The sequence below is a fragment of the Aliirhizobium sp. YIM B11859 genome (assembly GCF_057163345.1).
On the sequence record NZ_JBXHAY010000006.1, the window covers coordinates 325,565 to 350,055 of the forward strand.

Annotated in this window: 30 protein-coding genes and 1 pseudogene; 10 read left to right on the forward strand and 21 right to left on the reverse strand. The window is 57.7% G+C overall.

From position 1 onward, the window contains the following. Window positions 1-151: 151 nt before the first annotated feature. The 5 genes from katE to AC2GXZ_RS23060 all read right to left on the reverse strand — a co-directional run bounded on the left by katE (window position 152) and on the right by AC2GXZ_RS23060 (window position 5,122). A complete protein-coding gene (gene katE / locus AC2GXZ_RS23040) occupies window positions 152-2,299 on the reverse strand; it encodes a catalase (RefSeq protein ID WP_483761542.1) in 2,148 nt (715 codons plus the stop codon). A 72-nt stretch (window positions 2,300-2,371) separates the two neighbouring features. Further along, window positions 2,372-2,878, reverse strand: coding sequence for a YciE/YciF ferroxidase family protein (locus tag AC2GXZ_RS23045; protein ID WP_483761543.1), 507 nt, complete (start codon window positions 2,876-2,878; stop codon window positions 2,372-2,374). Window positions 2,879-2,946: 68 nt separating this feature from the next. Then, window positions 2,947-3,549 carry a hypothetical protein gene (locus tag AC2GXZ_RS23050; protein WP_483761544.1) on the reverse strand — a complete coding sequence of 201 codons (603 nt, stop codon included), beginning with the start codon at window positions 3,547-3,549 and terminating at the stop codon, window positions 2,947-2,949. 27 nt (window positions 3,550-3,576) lie between these two features. Next, window positions 3,577-3,894 (reverse strand): PepSY domain-containing protein, encoded by a 318-nt coding sequence (locus AC2GXZ_RS23055; RefSeq protein ID WP_483761545.1) that lies wholly within the window; start codon window positions 3,892-3,894, stop codon window positions 3,577-3,579. Window positions 3,895-4,255: 361 nt separating this feature from the next. After that, window positions 4,256-5,122, reverse strand: a complete 867-nt coding sequence (locus tag AC2GXZ_RS23060; protein ID WP_483761546.1) for an SDR family oxidoreductase — start codon at window positions 5,120-5,122, stop codon at window positions 4,256-4,258. 144 nt (window positions 5,123-5,266) lie between these two features. Between AC2GXZ_RS23060 and AC2GXZ_RS23065 the strand changes: the two genes are divergently transcribed. The 4 genes from AC2GXZ_RS23065 (at window position 5,267) to AC2GXZ_RS23080 (ending at window position 9,308) form a co-directional block, all read left to right on the forward strand. Next, window positions 5,267-6,166: an SDR family oxidoreductase gene (locus tag AC2GXZ_RS23065; RefSeq protein ID WP_483761547.1), complete on the forward strand. Its 900-nt coding sequence runs from the start codon at window positions 5,267-5,269 to the stop codon at window positions 6,164-6,166. Beyond that, window positions 6,073-7,947, forward strand: coding sequence for a glycoside hydrolase family 15 protein (locus tag AC2GXZ_RS23070; protein WP_483761548.1), 1,875 nt, complete (start codon window positions 6,073-6,075; stop codon window positions 7,945-7,947). Before AC2GXZ_RS23065 ends, AC2GXZ_RS23070 begins: the two co-directional genes overlap by 94 nt. Window positions 7,948-7,950: 3 nt before the next feature. Next, entirely contained in the window at window positions 7,951-8,775 is an 825-nt protein-coding gene (locus AC2GXZ_RS23075; protein ID WP_483761549.1) for an SMP-30/gluconolactonase/LRE family protein, read from the forward strand. A gap of 362 nt (window positions 8,776-9,137) precedes the next feature. Further along, on the forward strand, window positions 9,138-9,308 hold the full coding sequence (locus tag AC2GXZ_RS23080) for a hypothetical protein (protein ID WP_483761550.1): 171 nt from the start codon (window positions 9,138-9,140) through the stop codon (window positions 9,306-9,308). 653 nt (window positions 9,309-9,961) lie between these two features. Here the strand turns inward: AC2GXZ_RS23080 and AC2GXZ_RS23085 are convergent. The 5 genes from AC2GXZ_RS23085 to AC2GXZ_RS23105 all read right to left on the reverse strand — a co-directional run bounded on the left by AC2GXZ_RS23085 (window position 9,962) and on the right by AC2GXZ_RS23105 (window position 11,828). Then, window positions 9,962-10,330, reverse strand: a complete 369-nt coding sequence (locus AC2GXZ_RS23085; RefSeq protein WP_483761551.1) for a hypothetical protein — start codon at window positions 10,328-10,330, stop codon at window positions 9,962-9,964. A 79-nt stretch (window positions 10,331-10,409) separates the two neighbouring features. Then, window positions 10,410-10,577, reverse strand: a complete 168-nt coding sequence (locus AC2GXZ_RS23090) for a DUF2934 domain-containing protein (RefSeq protein ID WP_483761552.1) — start codon at window positions 10,575-10,577, stop codon at window positions 10,410-10,412. 325 nt (window positions 10,578-10,902) lie between these two features. Beyond that, a complete protein-coding gene (locus AC2GXZ_RS23095; RefSeq protein ID WP_483761553.1) occupies window positions 10,903-11,046 on the reverse strand; it encodes a hypothetical protein in 144 nt (47 codons plus the stop codon). A gap of 49 nt (window positions 11,047-11,095) precedes the next feature. After that, entirely contained in the window at window positions 11,096-11,305 is a 210-nt protein-coding gene (locus tag AC2GXZ_RS23100) for a hypothetical protein (protein WP_483761554.1), read from the reverse strand. Between the two features lie 52 nt (window positions 11,306-11,357). Next, window positions 11,358-11,828: a hypothetical protein gene (locus tag AC2GXZ_RS23105; protein WP_483761555.1), complete on the reverse strand. Its 471-nt coding sequence runs from the start codon at window positions 11,826-11,828 to the stop codon at window positions 11,358-11,360. 138 nt (window positions 11,829-11,966) lie between these two features. Here AC2GXZ_RS23105 and AC2GXZ_RS23110 point away from each other — a divergent pair, with 138 nt between their 5' ends. Further along, window positions 11,967-12,275, forward strand: a complete 309-nt coding sequence (locus AC2GXZ_RS23110; protein WP_483761556.1) for a hypothetical protein — start codon at window positions 11,967-11,969, stop codon at window positions 12,273-12,275. Window positions 12,276-12,337: 62 nt separating this feature from the next. After that, window positions 12,338-14,998, forward strand: coding sequence for a DNA ligase D (ligD, locus tag AC2GXZ_RS23115; RefSeq protein WP_483761557.1), 2,661 nt, complete (start codon window positions 12,338-12,340; stop codon window positions 14,996-14,998). Here the strand turns inward: ligD and AC2GXZ_RS23120 are convergent, their stop codons facing one another. The 3 genes from AC2GXZ_RS23120 to AC2GXZ_RS23130 form a co-directional block, all read right to left on the reverse strand. Continuing rightward, the gene (locus AC2GXZ_RS23120; protein ID WP_483761558.1) at window positions 14,999-15,493 is read right to left on the reverse strand and encodes a cupin domain-containing protein; all 495 of its coding nucleotides are present in this window, start codon (window positions 15,491-15,493) and stop codon (window positions 14,999-15,001) included. A gap of 98 nt (window positions 15,494-15,591) precedes the next feature. Beyond that, on the reverse strand, window positions 15,592-16,161 hold the full coding sequence (locus AC2GXZ_RS23125; RefSeq protein WP_483761559.1) for a type 1 glutamine amidotransferase domain-containing protein: 570 nt from the start codon (window positions 16,159-16,161) through the stop codon (window positions 15,592-15,594). 50 nt (window positions 16,162-16,211) lie between these two features. Then, window positions 16,212-16,742 (reverse strand): DUF4142 domain-containing protein, encoded by a 531-nt coding sequence (locus AC2GXZ_RS23130; protein ID WP_483761560.1) that lies wholly within the window; start codon window positions 16,740-16,742, stop codon window positions 16,212-16,214. Window positions 16,743-16,899: 157 nt separating this feature from the next. On the opposite strand from AC2GXZ_RS23130, the gene AC2GXZ_RS23135 reads away from it, so the two are divergent. After that, window positions 16,900-17,382 (forward strand): pyridoxamine 5'-phosphate oxidase family protein, encoded by a 483-nt coding sequence (locus AC2GXZ_RS23135; protein ID WP_483761561.1) that lies wholly within the window; start codon window positions 16,900-16,902, stop codon window positions 17,380-17,382. Window positions 17,383-17,778: 396 nt separating this feature from the next. On the opposite strand, the gene AC2GXZ_RS23140 is transcribed toward AC2GXZ_RS23135, so the two are convergent. Together AC2GXZ_RS23140 and AC2GXZ_RS23145 are read right to left on the reverse strand one after the other, a co-directional pair. Continuing rightward, window positions 17,779-17,988 (reverse strand): hypothetical protein, encoded by a 210-nt coding sequence (locus AC2GXZ_RS23140; protein ID WP_483761562.1) that lies wholly within the window; start codon window positions 17,986-17,988, stop codon window positions 17,779-17,781. Window positions 17,989-18,057: 69 nt separating this feature from the next. Next, window positions 18,058-18,450 (reverse strand): annotated as a pseudogene (locus tag AC2GXZ_RS23145) (hydrolase); the annotation flags it as partial. Between the two features lie 227 nt (window positions 18,451-18,677). On the opposite strand from AC2GXZ_RS23145, the gene AC2GXZ_RS23150 reads away from it, so the two are divergent. Next, window positions 18,678-19,019 (forward strand): DUF2958 domain-containing protein, encoded by a 342-nt coding sequence (locus tag AC2GXZ_RS23150; RefSeq protein WP_483761563.1) that lies wholly within the window; start codon window positions 18,678-18,680, stop codon window positions 19,017-19,019. A 440-nt stretch (window positions 19,020-19,459) separates the two neighbouring features. Beyond that, window positions 19,460-19,699 carry a hypothetical protein gene (locus AC2GXZ_RS23155; RefSeq protein WP_483761564.1) on the forward strand — a complete coding sequence of 80 codons (240 nt, stop codon included), beginning with the start codon at window positions 19,460-19,462 and terminating at the stop codon, window positions 19,697-19,699. Window positions 19,700-19,733: 34 nt separating this feature from the next. Here the strand turns inward: AC2GXZ_RS23155 and AC2GXZ_RS23160 are convergent, their stop codons facing one another. The 3 genes from AC2GXZ_RS23160 to AC2GXZ_RS23170 all read right to left on the reverse strand — a co-directional run bounded on the left by AC2GXZ_RS23160 (window position 19,734) and on the right by AC2GXZ_RS23170 (window position 21,235). Then, complete coding sequence (locus tag AC2GXZ_RS23160; RefSeq protein ID WP_483761565.1) at window positions 19,734-20,039, reverse strand: DUF982 domain-containing protein; 306 nt, start codon at window positions 20,037-20,039, stop codon at window positions 19,734-19,736. Window positions 20,040-20,309: 270 nt separating this feature from the next. Next, window positions 20,310-20,828, reverse strand: a complete 519-nt coding sequence (locus AC2GXZ_RS23165; protein WP_483761566.1) for a hydrolase — start codon at window positions 20,826-20,828, stop codon at window positions 20,310-20,312. Window positions 20,829-20,833: 5 nt separating this feature from the next. Continuing rightward, window positions 20,834-21,235, reverse strand: coding sequence for a DUF2177 family protein (locus AC2GXZ_RS23170; protein ID WP_483761567.1), 402 nt, complete (start codon window positions 21,233-21,235; stop codon window positions 20,834-20,836). Between the two features lie 518 nt (window positions 21,236-21,753). Here AC2GXZ_RS23170 and AC2GXZ_RS23175 point away from each other — a divergent pair. Continuing rightward, a complete protein-coding gene (locus AC2GXZ_RS23175) occupies window positions 21,754-22,134 on the forward strand; it encodes a response regulator (RefSeq protein WP_483761568.1) in 381 nt (126 codons plus the stop codon). A gap of 178 nt (window positions 22,135-22,312) precedes the next feature. On the opposite strand, the gene AC2GXZ_RS23180 is transcribed toward AC2GXZ_RS23175, so the two are convergent. From AC2GXZ_RS23180 to mscL, 3 genes are all read right to left on the reverse strand, one after another. Beyond that, window positions 22,313-22,747, reverse strand: coding sequence for a pyridoxamine 5'-phosphate oxidase family protein (locus AC2GXZ_RS23180; RefSeq protein WP_483761569.1), 435 nt, complete (start codon window positions 22,745-22,747; stop codon window positions 22,313-22,315). A 599-nt stretch (window positions 22,748-23,346) separates the two neighbouring features. Beyond that, on the reverse strand, window positions 23,347-23,724 hold the full coding sequence (locus AC2GXZ_RS23185; RefSeq protein WP_483761570.1) for an alpha/beta fold hydrolase: 378 nt from the start codon (window positions 23,722-23,724) through the stop codon (window positions 23,347-23,349). 142 nt (window positions 23,725-23,866) lie between these two features. Continuing rightward, window positions 23,867-24,328, reverse strand: coding sequence for a large conductance mechanosensitive channel protein MscL (gene mscL, locus AC2GXZ_RS23190; protein WP_483761628.1), 462 nt, complete (start codon window positions 24,326-24,328; stop codon window positions 23,867-23,869). Window positions 24,329-24,491 lie beyond the last annotated feature (163 nt).

Genomic DNA, 24,491 nt, shown 5'->3' on the forward strand with positions numbered 1-24,491 from the left:
GGCATTGAGGACCAGAGTGCGTAGGGGATGAACAGAGCGGATGTACTTCAGTCTGGTAAGACCTCCCCAACTCGGTACCCATGAGAGCCGTCTCAAACCAGTCTTTGGCGGTTGATCGATCAGGCGCGGCAAAGCCGCGCCTGTCTCCCAACTACTTTACCGGTGGCGATGCCTTTCCCAGCTTAACTGAGGGCTCGCGGCCCCAGATCCGCAGCTTGCCGAGCTCTGCAACAAAGGCGGATAGGCCCTTTTCGCCAGGGAGCTCGACGACACCCTCATCAAGTGCATCTGCGATCCCTGCCTTCGCCAGCAATGGCGTCGCGGAAGGATCGTATCCGATGAACTTGCAATGCTGGAAAGCGTCCGCCACGAAGTCGCGGGCTGCCGCCTCATCCACGAGGTCGTCAATGCCGGCCGACGAGGTCAACAGGGCGACTGCATCGAAGAGGACCGACGGCCCCCCATCGATCATATGCTGGGCTTCGATCAGAGTGCCATCCGAGGCCTCGACACCGCTGACCTTTGGCGCGATCAGCTCGACAACCCCCTTCTCTTTCACGATGGCGTCTGTCAGGCCCGTCAGCAGTTTCGCATCGACACCGTCGGTGACAAGAATACCGAGTTTCCGGCCCTCGAAGCGTTTCGGCCCGCGTTCGGCAATGCTCAGGGCAGGCGAGGGCTCTAGATCCTGACGGGTCGGGACGGCCGCATCTGCCGCTTTTGGCATGGTCTTGATCCCAAGCTTCTGGGCAACTGTCGCTGCCAGTGTCTCGTCGATGTTGAGCAGGTGCGCGACCATCCGCTCCCGGATGACGGGCATCTCGACTTTGCTGAGCTCGAAGGTGAGCGCCGAAGCGATGTGTCGCTGCTCGGCGCCGGTCTGGCTCATATAGAATTGCCGTGCCTGGCTGTAGTGGTCGGCAAAGCTCTCCGGCCGCAACCGTGCTTTGACGCCCTGCTCTTCGGCCGGGAAGTGTCGGAAGCCGCGCGCCGGCTGCTCCCGCGGACCTTCGCCATAAGAGTTTGGCTGATAGTTTGCACGGCCCACCGGATTGCGCATTGCCATATGGCCATCCTGCTGGAAATGCGCGAAGGGACACTTCGGTGCATTGATCGGCAGATGGGTGAAGTTCGGCCCGCCGAGACGCTTGAGCTGTGTGTCCAGATAGGAAAAGTTGCGCCCCTGCAGCAGCGGGTCATTCGAGAAATCGATACCCGGCGGCACATTCTGGGTCATGAACGCCACCTGCTCGGTCTCGGCAAAGAAATTGTCGGGCATCCGATCGAGAACAAGGCGACCGATTGGCTGCGGCGGCAGGATCTCTTCCGGAATGATCTTGGTCGGGTCGAGGACGTCGAAGTCGAAGCTGTCGGCAAACTCCTGATCGAACAGCTGGACCTGTAATTCCCATTCCGGAAAATTGCCGGACTGGATGGCATTCCAAAGATCGCGACGATGGAAATCCGGATCGGCGCCGTTGATCTTGACCGCCTCGTTCCAGGCGACGGACTGCAGCCCAAGCTTTGGCTTCCAGTGGAACTTGACGAAGGTGGACTCGTCCTTGGCATTCACGAAGCGAAAAGTGTGGACGCCGAACCCTTCCATGAACCGCAACGAGCGTGGGATAGTTCGGTCCGACATGATCCACATGACCATATTCATGCTTTCAGGGGTGAGGCTGATAAAGTCCCAGAAATTGTCGTGGGCCGTCTGTGCCTGAGGAAAGGCCCGGTCAGGCTCCTGCTTGGCGGCATGGATCAGGTCTGGAAATTTGATGGCATCCTGGATGAAGAAAACCGGGATGTTGTTGCCGACTAGGTCCCAATTGCCTTCTTGCGTATAAATCTTGACGGCAAAACCGCGAACATCGCGGGCGAGATCGGCCGAGCCTTTATTGCCGGCGACGGTCGAGAAACGCACGAATGCCGGGGTCTTTTCGCCGGGACGCTGGAAGAGGTCAGCGCGGGTGTATTTGGCAAGCGACTCGTAGGTCTCGAAATAACCATGGGCGCCATAGCCGCGGGCATGGACCACCCGTTCGGGAATGCGCTCATGGTCGAAGTGGAACATCTTTTCGCGAAAATGGAAGTCGTCGACGACAAGCGGTCCGCGCGGGCCGACCCGGAGAGAATTCTGATCATCGGCAACCGGGCCACCCTGGGCGGTGGTCAAAACCGGTGTGTCGCCGTCGGCAGACTGATGGAGTTCGCCACCCGCACCGCGGTCCATCTTCTGGTCATGAATGGTCACGGTTGATCTGCTCGACGCGGTCGTGGCATTTCCGGGTTTTCTGGCCATGAGGCTCTCCTTCCGAATTGGTGGTCAGCAAAAAGGCCGCCTCGGGGGCGGCCTCTCTGGAGTAGTGGCGGATCAGCTGGCTTTTTTAAGCGAGCCCTTGGCATTGGCCGACGCTTCGCCGAGCGCCGTCAGCTTCTGGTCGGTGGCGATCTCTTCCTGAAGCGTTGCGTCCAGGAGGGTAACCGCTTCCTTCATCCCGAGCTGCGTTGCCCAGGATTTCAGCGTGCCGTAACGGGCGATCTCGTAGTGCTCTACAGCCTGCGCCGACGAGATGAGGCCGGCATCGAGCGCTGCAGTGCCCTTGTACTCTTCGATGATTTCCTCGCCTTCGGCGATAATGCCTTGAATGGCCTCGCAGGTCTTGCCGCGTGCAGGCTTTCCGAGCAATTCGAAGATCTGCTCAAGACGTTCGATCTGGCCTTGGGTTTCATCACGATGCTGGAGGAAGCCGGCCTTGCCTTCTTCCGACTGCGCTGCGCGCGCCATTTTGGGCAGAGCCTTCAGGATCTGCTTCTCGGCAAAGTAGATATCCTTGAGCGTGTCAAGGAAGAGGTCGTTCAATGTCTTTTCGGTCGCCATAGAATCGTCCTTTTTCGTTGGATGTGGGCTGAACCTGACCGGACACGCCGGTGAGAGCGCGCCGGATGTCAGAGCCTTGTGGTGCGGTAGCGGTTGCGCTCCTGCTCGATTTGCTCAGGATTGTACGGGTCGAGAGTATCGTCGAAGCGGGTCCAGCCCTGCTCGGTATACGACCGACGCCTCTCTACAGGATCGACCCAGTTGGACCGCTGCAGGATCGCTTCCGCTTCTGGTACAAGAGTGTCGTCGACTTTGGCTGTGACCAACGAGCCGCCACGCCTTACCCCTTCTGCGTAGACATGCGCGTCGTCTTCCGTGACACCTGAGCTTGTCAGGGCGCCGATAATCCCGCCGGCAGCGCCGCCGGCAACGGCCCCAGCGGCAGCACCGACGGCGGTAGCCGCAAGCCAACCAGCCGCTACGACCGGCCCAACGCCGGGTATGGCCATCAGGCCGAGGCCGGTCAGCAGTCCACCGGCCCCACCGACCGCAGCGCCAATGCCCGCACCAGTCCCGGCGCCTTCGGCTGCATTCGACTTGTCGGCGTGGCGGCTGTCGGCGTTGTTGGAGACGATGCTGATATCTTCAGATCGCACGCCTGCCGATTCGAGCGCACCCACGGCGGCGCTGGCGTCGGAATAGTTGTCAAAAAGTCCTGTCACGGTTCTCATGATAGTGTGTCCTCTTGATTCTTCGGATTACTTCGCGACGACGTTGCCCTGATAATCGAGGGCGATGCTGAGGGACTTGCCGTCCTTCCTGCCCTCGGCCATCCAGATGCCCTTGTCGTCCTTCATGAGGTTTTTCACATCGGAGAAGCCGGCTTTTTCGATCCTGGATTTGGCCTGATCTTCGGTGAAGCTGTTGGCACCTTCCACAGGCGCGGTCGGGTTTTTGGTGTCCGGCGTCGCGACTGCTGGAGTGTCGCCATTTGCGTTTGGCGCAGGTGTCGTCTGGGCAAGCGCCGTCAGTGCGGATGCGCTAATGAGCGCCGCGGTGAGAACGATCTTTTTCACTGAGGTTTCCTCTCGTATCGGACCCTTATTCACAGATCCGTGAGCATCTAACCTTCGGTGAGCGTAATCGTTCCGCGCAGGCACGACGAATCTGATGAGAGTTCAGAAAACGCCCAGATTGCGTACGCATGAGAATGCGCAACATAAACAAAGATAGGCTCAGCACAGATCGGAGTGTACGAAATCGCGATCTGTCCTGCGATCCTCACACGCCGGCCGTGGCTCTAAGCCGGCTTTTTAATGGGGATATGCTCCATGCGGAAAGTCCAAACTGTCATGCAACAATGGCAAAGCTACTCTCACCCAGGCGGAACCACGAAGGCCGTAAGAGTGGGTTACCCTACCGGCCTCGGTGATCGGTCTAGATCATGATCTCGCCGCCGGTGACCGGAATGACGGCGCCCGTCATGTAGCTTCCAAGTTCAGAAGCCAGGAGGACATAGGCTCCTGCGAGTTCGGCAGGCTGGCCGGCGCGGCCCATTAGGGTCTGTTGCCCGAACTTCGCGGCTTTGTCGGCCGGCATGGTGGATGGGATAAGGGGTGTCCAGATCGGGCCGGGGGCGACCGCATTTACACGAATGCCTTTTTCAGCCAGCATTTCCGCAAGACCGGCTGTAAAGTTGGAGACAGCCCCCTTGGTGGATGCATAGGCCAGAAGCTGCGGAGATGGCTGTCGCGACTGGATGGAGGTGGTGTTGATGATCGCACTCCCGGGTTTCATATGGAGGGCGGCGGCCTTCGACAGGAAGAATGGTGCGTAGATGTTTGTCCGGAAGGTCTTGTCCCACTCTTCAGCGGGGATATCTGCGATGTCGTCATAGGTGCGCTGAAATGCGGCGTTGTTGACCAGGATGTCGATCCCGCCGAGCTCATCAACTGCGCGCCCGACCATCATCTGGCAATGGTCTTCAGATGTGATGTCCCCCGGCACGACAAGCGCCTTACGTCCTGCGTCCTCGACCCATTTGGCGGTGTCGGCCGCATCCTCGTCTTCGTTGAGATAGGAGACCAGGATATCTGCGCCCTCGCGCGCGAAAGCAATTGCCACAGCCTTACCAATACCCGAATCCGCCCCGGTGATCAGTGCGACCTTGCCTTCGAGCCTCCCGTTGCCGCGATAAGATTTCTCACCATGATCCGGGACGGGCTGCATCAAGGCCGTTTTGCCCGGCGGCTCCTGCTGTTGTTCTGGATAAGGTGGGCTCGGGCGACTTTGTTCTTCGGTCATGATCTTCCTCCGATTGAATGACGAGGGCTTAACCGGCGGGATTGGTAACTGTTCCGCGATCTGCGGACGCCACCTCCACTATCTGCGGAACTTCTGTTCGTCCTGGGGCTTTCGTCTCCGTCCAACGCGAAAGGAAGAAAAACAATGGCTTCAGCCAATCAGTTCGACATTCAGAACCCTCTGACCCAATACCCTCAGCCAAAGTTCCCCGAGCAGCCTCAGCCCGTTCCTGGCCTTGCCGGAAAAATGCAGCCTGTTCCGGATCACGGCGAAACGAGTTACAAGGGGCTGGGCCGCCTTGTTGGACGCAAGGCGCTCGTGACGGGCGGAGACTCTGGTATCGGCCGGGCCGCTGCAATCGCCTATGCTCGCGAGGGCGCCGACGTTGTCATAAATTATCTTCCGGAAGAGCAACCTGATGCCGACGAAGTCGTAAAGCTCATCGAAGCTGAGGGCCGTAAAGCTGTTGCCATTGCGGGCGATCTCAAAAGCGAAGCATTTTGCAAGGAGCTGGTGACGAAGGCACACGGCGAGCTTGGCGGGCTGGACCTGTTGGTCAATGTTGCCGGGCGCCAAAAGTCTGTCGCCTCCATCGCCGATCTCACGACCGACCAGTTTGACGAGACGTTCAAGACCAATGTCTATGCGCTGTTCTGGATTTGCAAGGCTGCGATACCGCTGATGCCAGAGGGCTCCACCATCATCAACACCGCCTCGATCCAGGCCTACCAGCCATCGGAAACGCTGCTCGACTACGCACCCACCAAGTCGGCAATTGTCGCCTTCAGCAAGGCGCTATCCAAGCAGGTTCTGCCCAACGGGATCCGGGTAAACGTCGTGGCGCCTGGGCCTTTCTGGACGCCGCTGCAGACGTCTGGCGGCCAGACGCAGGACAAGATTGTCGAGTTCGGAAGCGAGGTCCCGATGAAGCGACCAGGCCAGCCCGCAGAATGCGCCCCAATTTACGTGTTCCTCGCGACTCAGGAATCGAGCTTCATCACCGGCGAGGTTTTTGGCGTCACCGGCGGCAACACGCTGCCCTGATGCTCAAAACTCTGGAGCCTGAGCGCTCGGGCGGCTTTCTGCCGCTCGAACATTACGCTGCTATCGGTGAGGGTCGCTCGGTGGCCCTTGTCGGAGCGGATGGTTCGATCGACTGGTGGTGCGCCCCGGATATGGATTCGCCACCCCTGTTCAACCGCATGCATGACGAAGATGGAGGGCGGTTTTCGCTGACGCCGGTTCGGTCGTTCAAGATCGAGCGCCAGTATTGCAAAGACAGCAATGTGCTGGAGACCATCTTCATCACCGATACCGGCCGGGCCCGGGTGACCGAGTCCTTGAACAGCGGTGCTGGTGGCAGGCTGCCATGGTGCGAACTGGCCCGTCGCATAGAGGGGCTGGCTGGCACCGTCGATTTCGAGATCGTGGTCAACCCGATCTGCGCGCAGGGAGAGGTGAGGCGGATTGATCATCCCAACGCAGCGGTTCGTTACATCGGCGATCTGACGACGACGTTTTGCCACTCAGACGATGTGGTGATTACGGCCGACGAAGATCAGCGGACGATTGCGCGGTATAAGGCAACAGATGGATCGCGAACCTGCATCGCCTATCTGGTGGCAGACAAAGCGCCGCTGGCGATACCGAAACTGTCAGAGATCGACGCGCGGATTGATTTCAGCGATGACGAGTGGCGGCGCTGGTCGGAAAAACTCAGCTATGATGGTCCATTCGAAACAGACTTTATCCGCTGTGCGCTGTCGCTCAAATTCCTGCTCTACTCGAAGACCGGTGCAATCGCCGCCGCGGCGACCTCCGGATTGCCGGAGCGTATCGGCGGGGATAAGAACTACGACTATCGCTACGCCTGGATCCGTGATGCGGCTTACACGATCAAGGCCTTCCTTCGGGCTGGCGCGCTTTCCGAAGCGATCGCTGCGTTTGGCTGGCTGGTACGCACAATCGACGATGACGGACCGACACCTTCGGTTGTCTACACACTGGCAGGCGGTGAGGTTCCAGACGAGGAGATTATCGACGTGCCCGGCTACAAAGGGTCGTCACCGGTACGCACCGGCAATCGTGCCAAAACACAGGTCCAGTTGAGCTGTTACGGCGATCTCTTGGAAACCGCTGCCCTGTTTGCCGCCGCGGGACATGTTTTAGATCCCCGCGCAAGCCGGCTCTTAACGAGATTGGCGGATCAGGTCGTCGATCGCTGGCAGAAAAAAGATGCCGGGATCTGGGAACTTGAGGACCAGCAGCATTACACATTCTCCAAGATCGGATGTTGGCTGGCACTCGCCAAGGCGGCGGAATTGGCCAGGGCAGGACATATCCAGGGCGACGCGGATCGGTGGGATGCTGAAAGTCATCGAGTAAAGGAGTGGATTGACGCAAATTGTTGGTCGGAAGCGCAGCAGGCCTACACGTTCTACGCTGGAACAGACAAGCTTGATGCCGCGCTCCTTCTGACAACACGTTTCGGCTTTGAGCATGACGATCGTTTGCGGAAAACGAGAGATGCTATTGAGCGAGAGCTCGTAATCGGGCCGCTTGTCTATCGCTATAGCGGGGTTAGCAAAGAAGAGGGGGCTTTTGTCGCCTGCTGCTGCTGGCTCGTCGAAGCCTATGCATTTCTAGGTCAGGTCGATCGCGCCGAGGAGATGCTGGTTCAGCTCCTACGAAAGCTCGGCAACAATTTTGGCATTTTGAGCGAACAGATCGATCCGGCGAACGGGGCAGGGCTTGGCAACCTGCCGCAAGGGCTCAGCCATCTTGCTCTGCTCCATGCGATATTCTCACTTCGGGAAAACAGATGATGGATGTTCGAATTCTCGACGAACGGTTGCCGGCATGCCAACTGGGTGAAGGTGCTTACTGGGACGCGGCAACCGCCTCCCTGTACTGGGTCGATCATCGGGCGCTCGGTTCACCGGTATTGCCCAGGCAATCGGGCGCACCAGACATGGGCGGTATCGAAGGAGGTCAGCTTTGCCTATCCCCACGACAGAGGGCTTGTCCTATGCATGCCGGACGGCGTTTATCATTTCGATCCCGAAAGCGGACAGGAGACACCCATTGCTTTGCTGAAGCTTCCGCAGGATCAGCGGCTGAATGATGGCAAGCTTGATCCCCAAGGGAGGCTGTGGGTGGGTACGATCAACACTTCTGACGATCCTTCGCCGACCGCAGCGCTCTATGTCCTTTGCGGCGATCAGCTGGAAAAGGTCGAGGGCGGCTACGCCAACGCCAATGGCAAAGCGTGGTCCTTGGACGGACGTGTCATGTATCACGCGGACACTGCCCGAAACACGATCTGGCAATACGATTACGATATTGAAACCGGTCTCGCCTCGAACAAGTGCGTGTTCGTAAAAACAGGGGAGAACAGTCCGGATGGCCTGTGCTTGGACAATGATAGCAATGTCATCGCTGCAATGTTCGGGAGTTCCAGTCTGAACGTCTTTTCGCCGCGTGGTGACCTGCTTGAGCAGATCGATCTGCCGGTGCCAAATCCCACGAGCTGCGTTTTGGCTGGAAACGCATTGTTCATTACCACTGCTTTTGATGGTCTGGAGGATGAACAGCGTGAGAAATTCCCGCTCTCAGGGCAAGTTGTCGTCATCGAGAATTACCGGCGATCGTGACACCGTATTGTCGGGAGCCACTGGAAATTGGGCCATATGCCTACAGAGATTACACACGTCTCACCTAGCCGAATGCATGCAGGAAACCTTCTGATCAGCAGGATTGCTAGATCGTCGGGAGGAATAATTGTGCGTAGAAAGCATCAATACTTGTTCTAAGTCGGCTTGAATGGAGCGATTGCGGTTGTGATCACTACATCGCTCTGGCTCGCTTAAATGGGCGGTGACTTCGTGGTGGCGTTCGTCATCGCCGTTTTGGCGACAGCCGCGTGGGCTCCATGATTGCCTTTTTTCGCTCTCGACCCGAACCGCGGAACTATTCTGTACGTGTCTTGTTCTTTCGTATTAACGGAGGAACACATATGCGCACCCAGGATGAGCCAGCCTTGCAGAACCACACCGATCCGATCGCACTTCAGCGAAAGAAAGTGCAGATCGGTCGCTTTGTGCTGACGTTGATCGGTTGCATCGCGGCGATCGCCGCCTGCGTTTGGATCGGGATCGCTGTTTACGGCCTCTCGACAGGAACCTGACAGGCGTTTTCCTGGTGCCGAAATGGTGCCGGAACATAACTGTCTTTCACCTGTTAGGTCGTTGTGCAAATAGGAGGATATTCACAATGATCAAAGTTCTAACGGCGACAGCATTGTCACTTGCCCTGGCGACGTCAGCGCTCGCCCAAGCCTCGGGCGGCTCGTCCGGGGCCAGCGGCGGCGACAATGGTTCAGGGTCAGGAAGTGCGGGAAGTTCGAGTGGATCGTCCGGCAGCTCTGGCGGGTCTGGCAATTCGGGGTCGTCCGATGGTTCCAGCACGACAGGCGGCGATGGAGGCAACGCGAACCGCCCGTGTGGGCAGTCATCCACCTCCTCGGGTGCCGAGAATTCAGCAGCGGGTTCCACGGGCAGCGGCTCCACCACCGGTACAAGTTCGGGTAGCTGTTAGAGCGACATGAGCATAGTCAAATAAGGCTCCCTGTCGGGGGGGCCTTTTTATGTGTGATGACCGTCGGCGATATTCCGCAAATGTCTGTTCTCATGCCGGTAACATGAATTTCCAGCGTCACATTGTTTGCCGACGGGAATTGCCGCTTCCGATTGAGGAGAATGACGCCCTCCTTCAAGCCCGCGACAGGTTGATGGACCTGCGTGCCGTCATACTGTGTAGTGTCGAGTGGACCGCGGGCCGTTACGGCCACCACTGCAGCAACAAGCAGTGGTTCGAAAGGCGCAAACCGTTGAAGCCGCACGAAATGAAGCCATAAATTCCACTTGAGAACTCTCGCGACGGATTCTGCGCGGTTACGTGGTGGACGGTCAGGCGTTCGAGCCGACAGGTGAACATGGTGCTGTCGCCGAAATCGTATGGTTCAAGGATGCCATGCGGGTTGAGTGGCACGAGGCTCGGTGCGGTGACGGGCGGTTGTGAAATCTGAGAAACTATCGCGATGCCTTGCAGCTGGGCACTTGTCTTCAAACGAGGGGAATTCTCGTATTCATGAGAGTAGGCCAGCTCCATGCGGAGCTGCCCAAAACCGGTATCTGTCGGTCTGGCCAAAAAATAAGCCCTCCCAATTATCAACTCGGAGGACCTACTGACTCTAAAGTGCTATCCTGCGTGACGTTCAAAGCCCAAATTATTCAGCTTCGTCATCCCAAGACATGCTCGGCGAGGTCGAACGATTTTCGTCCCACTCGGAGCTAGCTTGCGCCCAGTGCTCCTGCTCCTGCCCATCCGGATTTCCGGCGTGTTCCCATAGTTCGTATGCCCGGCGGGCAACCCAGTCGTCACGTTCGGATTCCATAATTCCTCCTTTTTTAGCTTATACCGGAGCCTCGCTATCCTGCGCTGCCCTATACATTACGCGGACTTCTGTGCTGGGGGTTCGCGAATGCCTCGCCAAGCTGTGTCAGAAGCTGGTCGGTATGGGGCTGCCCCTCCAAAGTGGCATCAATGCAGGGCGACAACGAGATGTCGCAGGCGTTGTTCCGCGGTAATATGGACGCTGTGGTGAGGGTACGGTGTCGTACCAAAGACATTGCGATCGGCGGTCAGTGGTATGGACAACATTCAAGCCCCGCTTTGCGTTTAGTGTGTCGAGCGACAGACGGTTCCTATACGAGTGAGGCCTAGATTTCGTTCTTGGGTAGCTTGCCTTTAGAGTCGCGCATCCCATCCTCGGCCGCTTTCTTCAGCTTTTCGCGATCCTTGTCCGCCACGGCGGGGTCGCTGCGGGCAGCGTCGCTGGTCGGATCACTCTTGTCGTTGGTCATTGCGGGCCCCTTTTCTTCACTCACAATCTTTCGGACACTAGCGCGCGTCTCAACGGTTGCTTGTCTTACTGCTTGCCGCGGGATCGAAATTGATGTCCCAATCCTTTTTTGGCCCTTTCTGGCCGGGTGGGACCTTATGCTCTGTAGCGTCCTCGGATCCCGTGATCACAGTTGGCTTGGCGCTATGAACGCCTGATGCATGTGGATCAGCCTGAGACGGCGCGTACTGACCTTTTGCATCGTCTTCCGGATTGGCCATTTTATCCTCCATTTGGATTTACTTTGAACGGTCTGCGCGACTTGACGTCACATCAACGCGTCATGCCCCAGGCGAAGCCGATGACGGCAGCAATACCGAGCGCCGGCAGTGGCTTGGTACGGATGCGCTCCTTCAGGTCCACGAGTAGGTCAGAGGCTTGCGCCTTCGCGACCCGCACTGTCGCAGACCCGATCTCGCAGGCGCTCTCTCGCAGGCGGGCTACCTCCGCCTTCAGAGCTTCAAGTTCTTCGCGGGAAGATGCGAATGGCGTCGCATCAATATGCCCGGGCTCCCTCGTCGCTGTCAGAGCCATATCGACGAGCGGCGCGTCCGAGCCAGAGCCAACCTCCTGCGAAGGAGACGGCGCGCTCCCGGTTGGGATGGAGGTTGTTGTCGCCGAGACCGGGTCGGAGGCCGGGAACGAGTCTCTCAGACCAGCCTCGAGTTTGGATTCAGTCTCCTGGATTTGCCGGGCTTGTTCTTGTTCGAGAGCTTCGACTGCTGGGGATTTCGACGGGGTCATCGGTGTTCTCCTGGGTTCCATCCACGAACACTCTCTGAGGTGGAAGGTTCCGTTTGATTTCGATCATCGTCGGTCAACGAAACCAGCCGCTCTTCCCTGCGTTTGTAGTTGCGACCCTAAGAAACAGGAGTGAGCTTCATGGCCGACGATAGCACCACCACCATCCGCGCTACGTTTGATACGCGCGAAGCAGCAGACCTTGCCGTCGAGCATCTAGTGCAGCAATACGGGATCTCGCGCCCGGATATTTTCATCCAGTCCACGACGGATCGAAACACGACAGGCTCCAGAGCCTCTGGTGGTGACGCGTCGCATGAGGGCGGCTCCCGGGATGACGGCGCTCTCGAGGGTGAAATCGAAGTCTCGGCCGATATCGCTTCTGACCAGATTGCGGCTGTTCAACGCAGCCTCGGTGACGCCGGGGCGATCCGCGTGTCTGGACGCTGAATAGTTTTTGGGGCCGGCATAATGCCGGCTCCACTCGTTTGAAATGAAGGATCAGCAAACCTTTGGCCGCTAACCTCTCGACATACCGTGCCAAGCGCGACTTCAAGAAAACCGCTGAACCAAGCGGTGAAGTTGATGTCAGGGCGTCGAACCGCCATCGGTTCGTGATCCAGAAGCATGAAGCCTCTCGGCTGCACTATGATCTTCGCCTTGAGCTTGACGGGGTCTTTAAATCCTGGGCTGTCACCAAAGGGCCGTCTCTTGATCCAGGCGACAAACGGCTCGCCGTTGAAGTCGAGGATCATCCGCTCGATTACGGCGATTTCGAAGGCACGATCCCGAAAGGCGAGTATGGCGGCGGGACGGTGATGCTGTGGGATCGGGGATACTGGCAGCCGGAAGGCAACAGATCGCCGGACGACGCGCTTGCAAAGGGAGACTTCAAGTTTACGTTGGACGGAGACCGGCTGCATGGCAGCTTCGTCCTGGTGCGCATGCGCCACGACCGGGACGGCGGCAAACGCACCAACTGGCTGTTGATCAAGCATCACGACGCGTTCTCCGTCGAGGAAAACGGTGCGGCCGTCCTGAAGGAAAACGTGACGTCCGTTGCATCGGGCCGCACGATGGATGCGATCGCATCTGGCAAGGGACGCAAGCCGAAACCCTTCATGTTGACCGAGGCCGTGGTCGAAGCAGACGCCGTTTGGGACAGCAGCCAGGGTCTGGCGGCCGAGGAGCGCAAGGCCGGCCGTAACATCAAGCCGAAAGCATCGAAGAAACCGACCTCGGTCGAACGCCCTTCATTGGCCATACCGGACTTCATTGCACCCCAGCTTTGCGAGACACTGGATCGCCCACCCTCCGGCAAAGGCTGGATCCATGAGATCAAATTCGACGGCTATCGGATCCAGATGCGGGTGGAAAACGGCGAGGTCACGCTGAAGACCAGGAAGGGTCTCGACTGGACGAAAAAATGGCCGGCAGTTGCATCAGCTGCGTCTTCTCTTCCCGACTGCATCATCGATGGCGAGATCTGCGCGCTTGACGAAAACGGCGCACCCGATTTTGCCGCTCTTCAAGCGGCGCTATCGGAGGGCAAGACGGATGATCTCGTTTACTTCGCCTTCGATGTTTTGTTCGTCGAAGTCGAAGATCTGCGCGAACTGGAGCTGACCGAACGAAAGGACAGATTGGCGGCGCTTCTGTCCGAAGCCGGCGACCATCCGCTTCTTCGCTTCGTTGAACATTTCGAGACCGGCGGGGATGCGGTGCTGAAATCCGCCTGCCGTCTTTCGCTGGAAGGTATCGTTTCAAAACAGGCAAAGGCGTCCTATCAGTCCGGCCGCTCCGAGACCTGGGCTAAGTCGAAATGCCGCGCGGGCCATGAGGTGGTAATCGGCGCCTATGCCAAAACTAACGGCCGGTTCCGCTCGCTGCTCGTCGGCGTCAACCGTGGCAATCATTTCGTCTATGTCGGTCGGGTCGGCACGGGTTATGGCGCGAGGGTCGTGGAGACGCTATTGCCGAAATTACAGGAGATGGTGACTTCGAAGTCGCCCTTCACCGGTATCGGCGCGCCGAAGAAAGCCGCCGATATCGTCTGGCTCAAACCGGAACTTGTCGCAGAGATCGAGTTTGCCGGGTGGACCGCCGACGGTCAAGTGAGGCAGGCAGCATTCAAAGGTTTGCGGGAAGACAAGCCGGCCGACGAGGTGGAAGCCGAGACACCAGCATCTCCGGTCAAAAGTGAGGTGCCAGATCCGGGAACCGCCAAGCCGGCGCCCGAACGTTTCCGCAAGGGGGCGAAGGTCGACGTCATGGGCGTCATGATCTCCAGCCCCGATAAGCCGCTTTGGCCGGATGCCGGCGACAAACAGCCGGTCACCAAGCTCGATCTTGCGCACTATCATGAGGCTGTGGGAGCATGGTTGATCGACCATATCAAGGGCCGACCTTGCTCGATAATCCGCACGCCCGATGGGATTGGCGGCGAGCAGTTTTTCCAGCGCCATGCCATGCCTGGGTCGTCGAACCTGCTCGAACTCATTACCGTTTTTGGCGACAAGAAACCTTACCTGCAGATCGACCGGGTGGCGGGACTGGCGGCCATCGCTCAAATTGGCGGCGTCGAACTTCATCCATGGAATTGCGAGCCGAATCAGCCGGAAGTCCCCGGAAGGTTGGTATTCGATCTCGATCCCGGCCCACACGTCGAGTTTGCGACCATTGTCGAAGCCGCGCGGGAAATTCGTGACCGGTTGGAAGATCTCGGGCTTGTCAGTTTCTGCAAGACGTCGGGCGGCAAGGGCCTGCATGTCGTGACGCCCCTGGCGGTGCCAAAGGCCAAGAAGATAAGCTGGGACGAGGCGAAGGGTTTTGCCCATGACGTCTGCGAGCAGATGGCCCTTGAGAACCCGGACCTTTATCTGATCAAGATGGCCAAGAACCAGCGCGAGGGCCGCATTTTCCTCGACTATCTGCGCAATGATCGCATGGCGACGGCAGTGGCACCGCTTTCGCCGCGGGCCCGTCCTGGCGCCACCGTCTCGATGCCACTCACCTGGTCACAGGTTAGAGCCGACCTTGACCCAAAGCGGTTTACGGTCAGGACCGTCCCGGATCTGTTGAAGAAAAGCACGGCCTGGCAGGATTACTGTGACGGGCAAAGACCGCTGGCGCAGGCCATCAAACGGTTGGAGAAACTCACCAAAGCGTCTTGATCATGCCGTCGTTGGTCTGCGCCACAGTTTGGTGAGAGCTCCGGATGGCCCCTGAACGGGATCAGTGTCGGGCAGTCGCAAGCCTTCGATCCTGGCCACCGTTTCCTCGGTCGCAGCCGAGGTCTGGATATCAGCGTGCTGTCCGGTCGGATAAGCACCCACAACCTGGAAATCGGCGGAGGATGCGAGGTTTTGATGGCCCGTTCCCGCGGGCAGGATGAGGCAGGAGCCTGGCTTCACAGCAAACTTGCGGCCGTCGGGGCCGCCGATAAGTAAGGTAGCGGCGCCAGAGGCGACACCGAGGACTTCGTGGGCACCCGAGTGGTAATGCTGGTGAGTGAATACGCCATTGGTCCAGATGCCCGCCCATGCATTTGTTGCAAACAGGTTTTCAAGGCCACCATCCGGCAACGCGGCGTTGTAAACCAGGACGGGAAGCTGCTGGTTGTTCGGGACCCAGTCGCTGGCATCAAAAGTGAAGGCTTCGACATCCATGGACTGCATCCCCTATTTCGACGGCTCATCACTTTCGTCGTTCAACGACGAGGTGGTCGCCGACAGCCTCTCGATGACACCGCCGGCGGTTCCAGAAATCAGGCGCTGCGAGCCTGCGCGGGATGACGGCCTTCGGCAAATTCCTCAACGATCTTCGCGCAGAAGGCCGGCAGGTCGTTGGGGTTGCGGCTGGTCACCAGGCCCTTGTCGGTGACAACTTCCTTGTCGACCCAGGTACCGCCAGCATTGCGGATGTCTGTCGCCACAGTCGGGAACGAGGTGAGCGTGCGGCCTTTCACGACATCTGCTTCCACCAAGATCCACGGTCCGTGGCAGATGACACCGACCGGCTTCTGCTGGGCGAAGAAGTCATGGACGAAGGAAACGATCTGCGCATCGCCGCGCAGCTTGTCTGCGCCCACGCTGCCGCCGGGGATGACGAGACCGTCGAAATCAGACGCCGAAACGTCTAAGACGGCCTTGTCGACCGTGTAGCTGTTGCCCGGATCCAGATCGCCGTTGACGGTGTCGGCCGAGCCGGCCTTCGATCCGATGACAACCACAGTGCCACCCGCGGCTTCCACAGCATTCTTTGGCTGCGCGAATTCGACATCCTCCGTGCCGCGGGGAGCGATGAGGATTGCAATCTTCTTGCCTTCGAGGGTCAAGTTTCTCTCCTTTGTCATTGTTTTGGATTGAGGTCGCATTCACGACCCGGTCACTTGTTTAGATCGGTCGCCATCTGCAGGTGGTGCTCCAGCGCCGGTCGCGTGCTGGCGGCCCAAGCCTTTAAGTCGGCATTGTCGCCGCCTTCGCCGTAGCGTTTGAACAGATCGACGGCGTCCTCGTGGGCGTCTTCCTGATCCGAATGATACTGCTTGGTGAAGTCGGCGCCCTGCAGACCCTTCAGCTTTTTGAGCATGTCCTGCTGCGAGGAGGTCATCGCCGTCGGGATCTGAGCCTGGACCTTTCCGCTGGACACCAGGCCTTTGAGCTCGCCGGTGGTCTTCTCGTGGTCGGCGATCATCTGCTGAGCGAAGGCCTTTGTGGCATCGTCGGAGCGTTCCAGCGCGAGCTTGCTGGATTCGATTTCGAACATATCGCTGGTCGCTGCTTCAGCGACGAAGTCCTCGGTTTTCGGAGCCATGCCGAGGACGGAATTGACGCCGGTCTTTTCGGCGGCGGACTGGGCAAATACCGGCGATGCGATCAGCAGCGCAAGGCCTGCGAGGGCGATGGTCTTGTTCATGGGGGTGGGCTCCAGATTGAGGGTTGCCTTGCGACAACCCGTCCTGGGGGCGATTGTTCCGGCCAATGACCACCAGCGTCATGAAGCGGACGATCTCCCATCGAATGGAACATCGCTCCCGGCGCTTCGTTTTCGTCCGCTCAACAAGGAGACAGACATGGCACACGAAGACGACGATCACGGTAAGGTTTGGAAGCTGGTCGAGAAGATCGGATTCTGCATGCTCACAACGCAGTCTGGCAGCGACCTACGCGCCCGGCCGATGTCGGCTCACGGCGAAGAAATCGAGAATGCGATCTATTTCCTGACGGATGTTGCCAGCCACAAAGACGACGAGATCTCCCGCCACCCGAACGTCTGCCTGGCTTTCGCAGATTCCAAGGGGCAGAAATACGTCTCGATCTCCGGCACGGCCGAAGTCCAGAACGACCGGGAAAAAATCCACGATCTCTGGGCAACGCCCGCCAAGGCGTGGTGGGACAACGCCGATGATCCTTCGATCCGCGTGCTGAAAATCACCCCGTCTTCGGCGGAATACTGGGATAGCCCGGGCACGATCATCAGCTACATCAAGATGGCGGCCGCTGCGGTGAGCAGCTCGCGTCCGGACATGGGCGACAACGCCAAGGTCGAAATGTAATCGCCTTCAAGGCCGGTCGGGATTGAGACAGGGAAATCTTGTCTGACATGGATGCCCGTCCGGCCCTGTCATGTGTCCACACCCCATCGCCGCGCGACCCCGCAAGCTTGTGAAACTGGTCTCTGCTCCGAAGGTCTTCGCCAGGTCTGACCGAGGATATGAGCCCTTCGTCCCGCACAGCCGGCACTCGACCTCAATGACTGGAAAACGGACGTCCTTCAAAGTCGGACTCGAACTATTGTCTGAGACCATCTTTCGTCATGCCATGCTTTCTCCGAGGTTGGCCTGAACCCGAGCTGCGGCCACGACAAGACCGTTCAGACACCGGCAATGCCGAAGCAAAGATCGTGAACTTATCTTCGCAACGCATCATGAAGTGCGTCGCCTCCCGGCAAGTCATGGTTTGATAAGACGGATTAGAAATGAAAACTCCGACAGGCTGTGATGTTGCTCCGAACCCATGACCGCGACCGTCCAATACTCTTTGTGCGAGCCGAAGATGTCGGAAACCTGCACGACCTCCACATCATCGCTGCCGGTGCGCCGCCCCCAGTAATATGAACCCGCACGAAGTTCGTCATGATCAATCGTTATTTGGCCCGCCACGCGATTCTCACCTGTACCCTCTGAACTCAACTTCGAGGAGTGCGCATCTGTCGATCTTTCGTTTGAAGGTCAAGGTGCGGCGCTCGCGGTCATCCTATTTTTTCTGCTGGCGAGGATATCTGCGAGCGACACTGGCCTATGTCCTTGAGCCGTGACGCCAACGTCGAACTGCTGGGGCGCAGGCTTGAGCCTCCCGTGCGAGTGGCCGTGTAGTTTGATGGACCACTTTATCATTTGGTTCTAGGTGCGGAAAGCGTAGTAGCAAAGGATCAGGTGATGGCCTGCTTTCCGGAGCTCGAGGTAGTGTTCGACGCCATCCGAGCTGGTCGTCGTTTCGGGATCGTTGTTGCCAACGATCAGATCCTTGCGGCCGTTGAGCGAAGCCAACAGCTCCGAACAGTCGCCGGACTTTGTGGACATGAAGTCGCCGAGAAGCCAAACGGCAATCCCGCTCGCTACGGTGAAACGACGTGTCCTCATGTCCAGTCTTCACTCGCCCTTAGGATGCATTCGAAGTGACTCGGAGTTGCGTAACGCAAACAGGCGTTGAGTAAATGTAGGTTAAGCTGTGGGGGTGATCGACGGACACCGGTCCGAACGTGAGGTGAGGAGTGTTTCGGAATGGAACGCAAAATGATCCAACGCATTTCAACCATCGTAATTTATGGAATAGCTTCAGTTGAGGTGCAATGATGCAGTTGGTGACCGCTGAAATACTCGAACGTCTCAAGTTGAACAACGTGACGAAGGAGGGAGACCATGCACCAGTGGTCAAATTCTTTGCCCCTTGGGCCAATGCGACATGGTTAATAGTGCACATCGACAAAGATGACGAGGACATGATGTTCGGTCTATGTGACCTTGGACTTGGCGAACCGGAGCTTGGTTACGTTTTGCTGAGTGATCTGGAAGACATTCGCGGTCCGGATGATCAGCATATCGAACGTGATCTTCATTTCCGTGGGGAACAGCCAATCAGCGTCTACGCTCATGAAGCACGGCAAGCGCGACGGGTAGTTGCAGTCGATTAATATGAACGGCCCGGAGAAGTTTCCGGGCCATCTCTAGGCAGTTCATATTAGGTTGCGCTGAAATGAGAATGGTATGATATACGATTGGGCTGCCCGCGGATCGAAGATACACTTGAGTGTACCAAGCAATCGCAACACGCCTTCATGGTTGCTAGGGTGGGTGACGGGCCATTAGGCCGAGCAAGGTCGCGCCCTTGTCGAAGGGGATGTCTTCACTCACGTAAAACTCCAAACGTTAAGAAAACGTCCAAAGACGCAGCGCAAAGCGTCGGGGGGCGGGTCGCTCAAATATAAATCAATGCTAATATGACGCAAAACGCAAAAATAAAGGATATCGTATCTTCATACGACCGTACCAAACTGGCCTAGGCAGTTGACGAACTTAGAGCATTTCTTAAAATCGGAACCATAATCAATGAAATTTACAGGAGGTGGCTACGATGCCTCATCGTACCCTCAGATGGCTTTTGCCACCAAAGAGTGAGTGTTGGCTCGGGACGCACGAAGCAGAACAAGTCGCCCAGGTGTGGCCGGATGGTTTGGTGGGAAATCAGGTCGAGCAGTGGAATTGGCGTGTCACAACCAACCGCAAAAGCGGCTACGTCCAAGGAACGGGTGATGATGACCGCGATTTGTACGCAGCTCAAGATTGCGCGACGATTGCATATTTCGATACTTGAAAAAGGCCGGAAAAATCCGGCCTTTCTGGACAGATTAATGGCGGCGGTTGTCAAACTGCTTGCGCACTTCCGCTGCTGCCGCTTCGAATGCAATCCTAGCTTCATCCACGGTACGGTGACCGGCCAGGGCGCCACGGCACGCGCTTCGCGCTTTAACGAAATCCAGCCCCTGTTGAGCGGGCCAGTTATGCGTGAGATGTGCCAAGGCCTCAAATGGGCCTGCGACCTTATACGAGCCGATGGTCGGGAACGAAACCTCGACAGGTTCGTTCCAGCGTGCGTTTGGACCAGACATGGTGTTGAACTCCCTACATATTCGCGGCGAGAGAACGGCCGTCATTGGCTTAGGTTCCTCCTCCCTAATGAATATTAGGCAATTGGGATGAAAATGATCAAGGGAAGGGCGGCGTTTTGTGAAGCATGGGCCATCCTGCGGTTCCGGTGTTCATCAACTTTATCAGGACCGCCTCACCACCGTCCGTCGTGAGACCGTCTCAAGGACATTGCTCGAATCTCGATAGTGCCGGTGACCGTTTAAGGCCGATCGAGCTGAATGACGAAGTAGCCGCCGTCTGGCGCGTCTCGCATATTTCGATCTTTTGGTCGAAGGTCAACGCGCGGCCTTACCGGTCATCCAATTTTTTCTGCCGGCGAGGATATCTGCGAGCGGCACTGGCCTAAGTTTTTGAGCATCGACGCCGACGTCGAACTGCCGGGGCGCAGGCTTGAGCCGCCCGTGCGAGTGGCCGTGCAGGTTGATGGATCCCTTTCCCATTTGGTTCCAGGTCCGGAATGCGGAGTGGCAAAGGATCAGGTGATGGCCTGCTTCCCAGAGCTCGGTGTAGTGTTGAACGCTGACCCATCCATCCGAGCTGGTCGTCGTTTCAGGATCGTTGTTGCCCACGATCAAATGTTTGCGGCCGTTCAGCAAAGCCAACAGCTCCGAGCAGTCGCCGGCCTTCGCAGACATGAAGTCGCCGAGATGCCAGACGTTGTCGTCCTCTCCCACGATTGCGTTCCATTCACGAATAAGCGCCGCGTCGTGCTCCGCAATTTCGGAGAAGGGTCGACGATCAATGCGGAGCACCCTCGGATCGCCGAAGTGCGTATCACCTGTGAAGAAAATCATATTCGTCAGCCGAAATGCCTCGCTGCTGCGTATCCGCATGCGCTGGAGACGCTCGTAAGAGTGGTGCCCCAGACCAGGTCGGCGATGGTCACCGGGATCGGCCAGCCCTTGAGCGTCGAGAGGTTCGTCATATCGTAGGTGCCGTAAGCTGCGAGCCCGAGCACTGCGGCATATCCAACCGCTGTCCAGATCGAACCGGCTTCAAGACCCGGCCTGACTGCAAGTACCACGATGGCAATCGCAAAGAACAGGTAGAAGACCGCGGCCACCGCAAAGTTGGGCGAGGGGAGCATCATGTCGCCAAGCTGGCGCTGGTAGAAGTTTCTCGCAACGAGACCGAGCCAGAGGGCATCGATAATCAGAAAGGAGATCAGGGTCCCAAGGTAGGCTATAGCGGTCGTCTTCATCAGTGCCACTTCCTCGCACAGATCATCAGGTGACGATGAACCCCTGAGAAGGCAAGCTTGTTCCGCACGTTCCCACTTCCCAGCTCCCGGGCGATCGGGGCGAATGGATTGCGATCGCTTTCCACGTCTGTATGGAGTGAGACCACATGGATGAGGACATCAGCATGATCAGGACCGTCGGCATCCAGGAGAGGGAAAAGATCGTCGCTGATCTCGCTCAATCGCTTGAAACTGCCTCGTATGAGGCTCTTGTGGGCCGGCAGTGACCGGCCTCGACGTCTGCAACAGGTATTCTCCTCATTCGGTAAAATATTTCCGCTCTCGCGTGGGAGAGGCGGGGCATGAAATGGACGTGACGCTGCGGCGCTTTGGTGGCGATCCGGTTTCGAGCAGTGCATCTCAGGTCATCGTCTAAATCATTCGGATTTTATTAAATATGTTGGCAAATACTCTAGTTCGGGGGGCGATCGAAATCTGGGCAAGCGAGTTACTCGCGTTACAACTCAGCGGAGACTGCCATGTATCAGCGTACAGTTCTCATCGTCGAAGACGAGATCCTCATCCGGATGTTGCTCGCCGACACCCTGCTGGATGAAGGCTATGATGTGATTGAGGCGGGAAATGTCCTTGAGGCAGTCGCGATTCTCGGGCAACGAAAGATTGACGCTATTGTTACGGACGTCGACATGCCGGGTGGCCTCAGCGGCTTTGATCTCGCTCAGATGATTTCCGATACGCGCATGAACGTTCCGATTATCATCGCATCGGGAAGGCACCGCCCAAGACCAGACGAGTTGCCGGGCGAAGCTATTTTTGTTGCCAAGCCATATGAATTGGACGCTATCACGACGATGGTCGCTGGCATGATATCCAATGAAGGACAGCGGCTGGCGAACTGATCGGCGTCGTCTGATCTGGGCCGCCATGTTTTCCCGCCATTTTTTGCTTTCGGTTGATGGACGCGGCGTTTTGCGTTCCGATCGTAGGGCGTTGCGTACGTCTCTGGTAGTCATAGACAGGCCGAAGTCTCTTACTTTGGTGCGGATGGTCCCATCTGAGCTGTGAACCCGGTGGCCCTCAAACGGTGATCGTTCCATTATCTTCGCCGTCCCAATAATGGACCCGGTCGGCATGCACTTTCATGAGAATCAGGCCTTGTGTGTCGATCCCATCTGGGAACCATCGGTCCAGCTCCTTCATCCAGTGGCGTTCAAATTCAGATTTTTCCCTGACCAAACTGGCTTCGCCCTCGACCGATATGAACGTGCCGGGTTTACCGAGCAAGCTTGGTGGCTCAGTGAAGGCTAACGTGACACGAGGATCGCGTTCGATATCGGCAGTCTTGCGCGTGCCGTCATAGGAGAAAAACCAGCTGTCTCCATCATATTCCACGTCGCCATTGTTGCTCATTGGGCGGTTCGATATTTCTTCAGCCGCCCCCTTCGTCGACATCATGCAGAAATCGATCTTCTTGAGTTTGGCGGCGATGTCGGACATTTTCAGCTCGGACATGTTTTCCTCCATTTGATGGTCGAGCGAGGGACGATGGTTGTCAGCTCACATTGCGCGGGCAACGACCTGTCGTTTCGCTCATCGCTGTGCCTCTAAGCATTGTGGATCAATGCGCGGATCGGAGCCTGTGATCGGTGACGATCATGTATACCCGCTCGAGTGCCTCACGATCAGTCGTGCTAGGGTCGGACATCGCAAGGATGGCGGCGCGGCACAGGCGTTCGTGGGAGAACGCGTTACAGCTTTGCGTTACAAACCTGTAGAGATCGTGACCTGCTAGTCCCGACGACATTCCCTCAACAAGAACTGTGTAGACACTCGTCAGTTTCCGGCCCATATGCGACTCCCGCTCTAGATTGGGTAGGATCCGGCATTAACGCATGAGCTGAAGCGAGGTTTCACGTCCCCAAGGCTTGACCCTGAAAGCCTCATAGGAAGGCTTTCCACAAGGGCTTGGGCCTGTTCCAGGCAGACCAGCTGACTTTCGACGACGGCTCTCCGCTGCCTCGCTTTGAAATCGATGACACAATTACTTCCCCGCGGGCAGATGACGGCGAAGTGGTCGTTCAGGCCATAAATCGCTCCGGTAGCCCATGCACTCACCAACGATGCTGGGCATGCCCGGCGTCTTGCCTGACGGTTGAAATCGGGGGTGACAAGCAGGCAGCCAGCACCGCCTTCGACACGCGGCCTGCGCCATGCCGCGAAAGGTACGCGCAATCTCCCGGCCGCCCATGGAGAAGCCGACCAAATGTACCTGCTGCAGGTCGAGGCCCTCCATCGCCCGGATGGCCTGACTGACCGAAACCGCGGCGATCGTAAGTGATAACCCGATCGCCGGCCTCCAAAAGGGCCAGCGTCTGATACTCGAACATGTCGCCGGTCAGCGGCCAGCCATGGATCAGCACGACCGGGTGGCCCTTGCCGATATCCTTCACGTGGAGCTGAACACCGTCCTTAGCTTCGATAAATGACATGGTTGTTTCCTCGGTTTGTTAAGGCGGAGTAACCGGAAGAACCGTCGAATGGTTTCGGCGCATCATGGAACATGCCGCCATATGCAAGGGGCGCTCTCCGTGACGGATTGAGCGCCCTTCCAGTTTTCAACGATACGGAACTCTACAGATTGGTCGTGCTCGCTGGGCCGGCATCATCCTTCTTCGCCAGCAGATCGCGGATCTCCGTCAGGAGCCGGACGTCAGCGGGTGGGGGGGCCGGTGGGGTCGCACCGGTCTTCTCGTGGTGCTCGACTTGATGCCGCAGGAAATTCACGCCCTTGACCATAAGGAAGATGATCCAGGCGAGGATCAGGAAATTGATCAGGACGGTGATGAAGTTGCCATAGGCAAAGACCGCGCCCTGCGCACGGGCCGCCGCCAATGTGGGCGCGTTCACGGCTGATGAAAGTGGGATGAAATAGTTCGAGAAATCGAAGCCACCGAACAGCGCGCCCACCACGGGCATGATGACGTCGTCGGTCAGAGATTTGACGATGCCGCCGAATGCACCGCCGATAATGACACCGACGGCAAGATCCATGGCGTTGCCGCGTGCGATAAATGACTTGAACTCGTTGATAATGCTCATATTCGACCTTGTGCCTTGAGGGAGGAAAAGCCTGAACGTGATGACTCCGAGTGTTGTTCCACCAAACGCAGTTCGGATGTTGCGCTGCAGCAAAATATCACGTCATGGCGGGGAACTGTTCGCCGTCGGCATTCATTTGGGTTTTGGTCGCCGCGGC

Coding starts and splice junctions, on each gene's coding strand:
- katE (WP_483761542.1), bottom strand. CDS start 2,299: ATGGCCAGAAAACCCGGAAATGCCACGACCGCGTCGAGCAGATCAACC.
- AC2GXZ_RS23170 (WP_483761567.1), bottom strand. CDS start 21,235: ATGAAGACGACCGCTATAGCCTACCTTGGGACCCTGATCTCCTTTCTG.
- AC2GXZ_RS23120 (WP_483761558.1), bottom strand. CDS start 15,493: ATGGATGTCGAAGCCTTCACTTTTGATGCCAGCGACTGGGTCCCGAAC.
- AC2GXZ_RS23095 (WP_483761553.1), bottom strand. CDS start 11,046: ATGACCAACGACAAGAGTGATCCGACCAGCGACGCTGCCCGCAGCGAC.
- AC2GXZ_RS23185 (WP_483761570.1), bottom strand. CDS start 23,724: ATGTCATTTATCGAAGCTAAGGACGGTGTTCAGCTCCACGTGAAGGAT.
- AC2GXZ_RS23075 (WP_483761549.1), top strand. CDS start 7,951: ATGTTCGAATTCTCGACGAACGGTTGCCGGCATGCCAACTGGGTGAAG.
- AC2GXZ_RS23175 (WP_483761568.1), top strand. CDS start 21,754: ATGTATCAGCGTACAGTTCTCATCGTCGAAGACGAGATCCTCATCCGG.
- AC2GXZ_RS23135 (WP_483761561.1), top strand. CDS start 16,900: ATGGCACACGAAGACGACGATCACGGTAAGGTTTGGAAGCTGGTCGAG.
- AC2GXZ_RS23130 (WP_483761560.1), bottom strand. CDS start 16,742: ATGAACAAGACCATCGCCCTCGCAGGCCTTGCGCTGCTGATCGCATCG.
- AC2GXZ_RS23090 (WP_483761552.1), bottom strand. CDS start 10,577: ATGGAATCCGAACGTGACGACTGGGTTGCCCGCCGGGCATACGAACTA.
- AC2GXZ_RS23070 (WP_483761548.1), top strand. CDS start 6,073: ATGCGCCCCAATTTACGTGTTCCTCGCGACTCAGGAATCGAGCTTCAT.
- AC2GXZ_RS23150 (WP_483761563.1), top strand. CDS start 18,678: ATGATGCAGTTGGTGACCGCTGAAATACTCGAACGTCTCAAGTTGAAC.
- AC2GXZ_RS23160 (WP_483761565.1), bottom strand. CDS start 20,039: ATGACGGCCGTTCTCTCGCCGCGAATATGTAGGGAGTTCAACACCATG.
- AC2GXZ_RS23110 (WP_483761556.1), top strand. CDS start 11,967: ATGGCCGACGATAGCACCACCACCATCCGCGCTACGTTTGATACGCGC.
- AC2GXZ_RS23155 (WP_483761564.1), top strand. CDS start 19,460: ATGCCTCATCGTACCCTCAGATGGCTTTTGCCACCAAAGAGTGAGTGT.
- AC2GXZ_RS23080 (WP_483761550.1), top strand. CDS start 9,138: ATGCGCACCCAGGATGAGCCAGCCTTGCAGAACCACACCGATCCGATC.
- AC2GXZ_RS23100 (WP_483761554.1), bottom strand. CDS start 11,305: ATGGCCAATCCGGAAGACGATGCAAAAGGTCAGTACGCGCCGTCTCAG.
- AC2GXZ_RS23060 (WP_483761546.1), bottom strand. CDS start 5,122: ATGACCGAAGAACAAAGTCGCCCGAGCCCACCTTATCCAGAACAACAG.
- AC2GXZ_RS23165 (WP_483761566.1), bottom strand. CDS start 20,828: ATGATTTTCTTCACAGGTGATACGCACTTCGGCGATCCGAGGGTGCTC.
- AC2GXZ_RS23105 (WP_483761555.1), bottom strand. CDS start 11,828: ATGACCCCGTCGAAATCCCCAGCAGTCGAAGCTCTCGAACAAGAACAA.
- AC2GXZ_RS23050 (WP_483761544.1), bottom strand. CDS start 3,549: ATGAGAACCGTGACAGGACTTTTTGACAACTATTCCGACGCCAGCGCC.
- AC2GXZ_RS23065 (WP_483761547.1), top strand. CDS start 5,267: ATGGCTTCAGCCAATCAGTTCGACATTCAGAACCCTCTGACCCAATAC.
- AC2GXZ_RS23180 (WP_483761569.1), bottom strand. CDS start 22,747: ATGTCCGAGCTGAAAATGTCCGACATCGCCGCCAAACTCAAGAAGATC.
- AC2GXZ_RS23045 (WP_483761543.1), bottom strand. CDS start 2,878: ATGGCGACCGAAAAGACATTGAACGACCTCTTCCTTGACACGCTCAAG.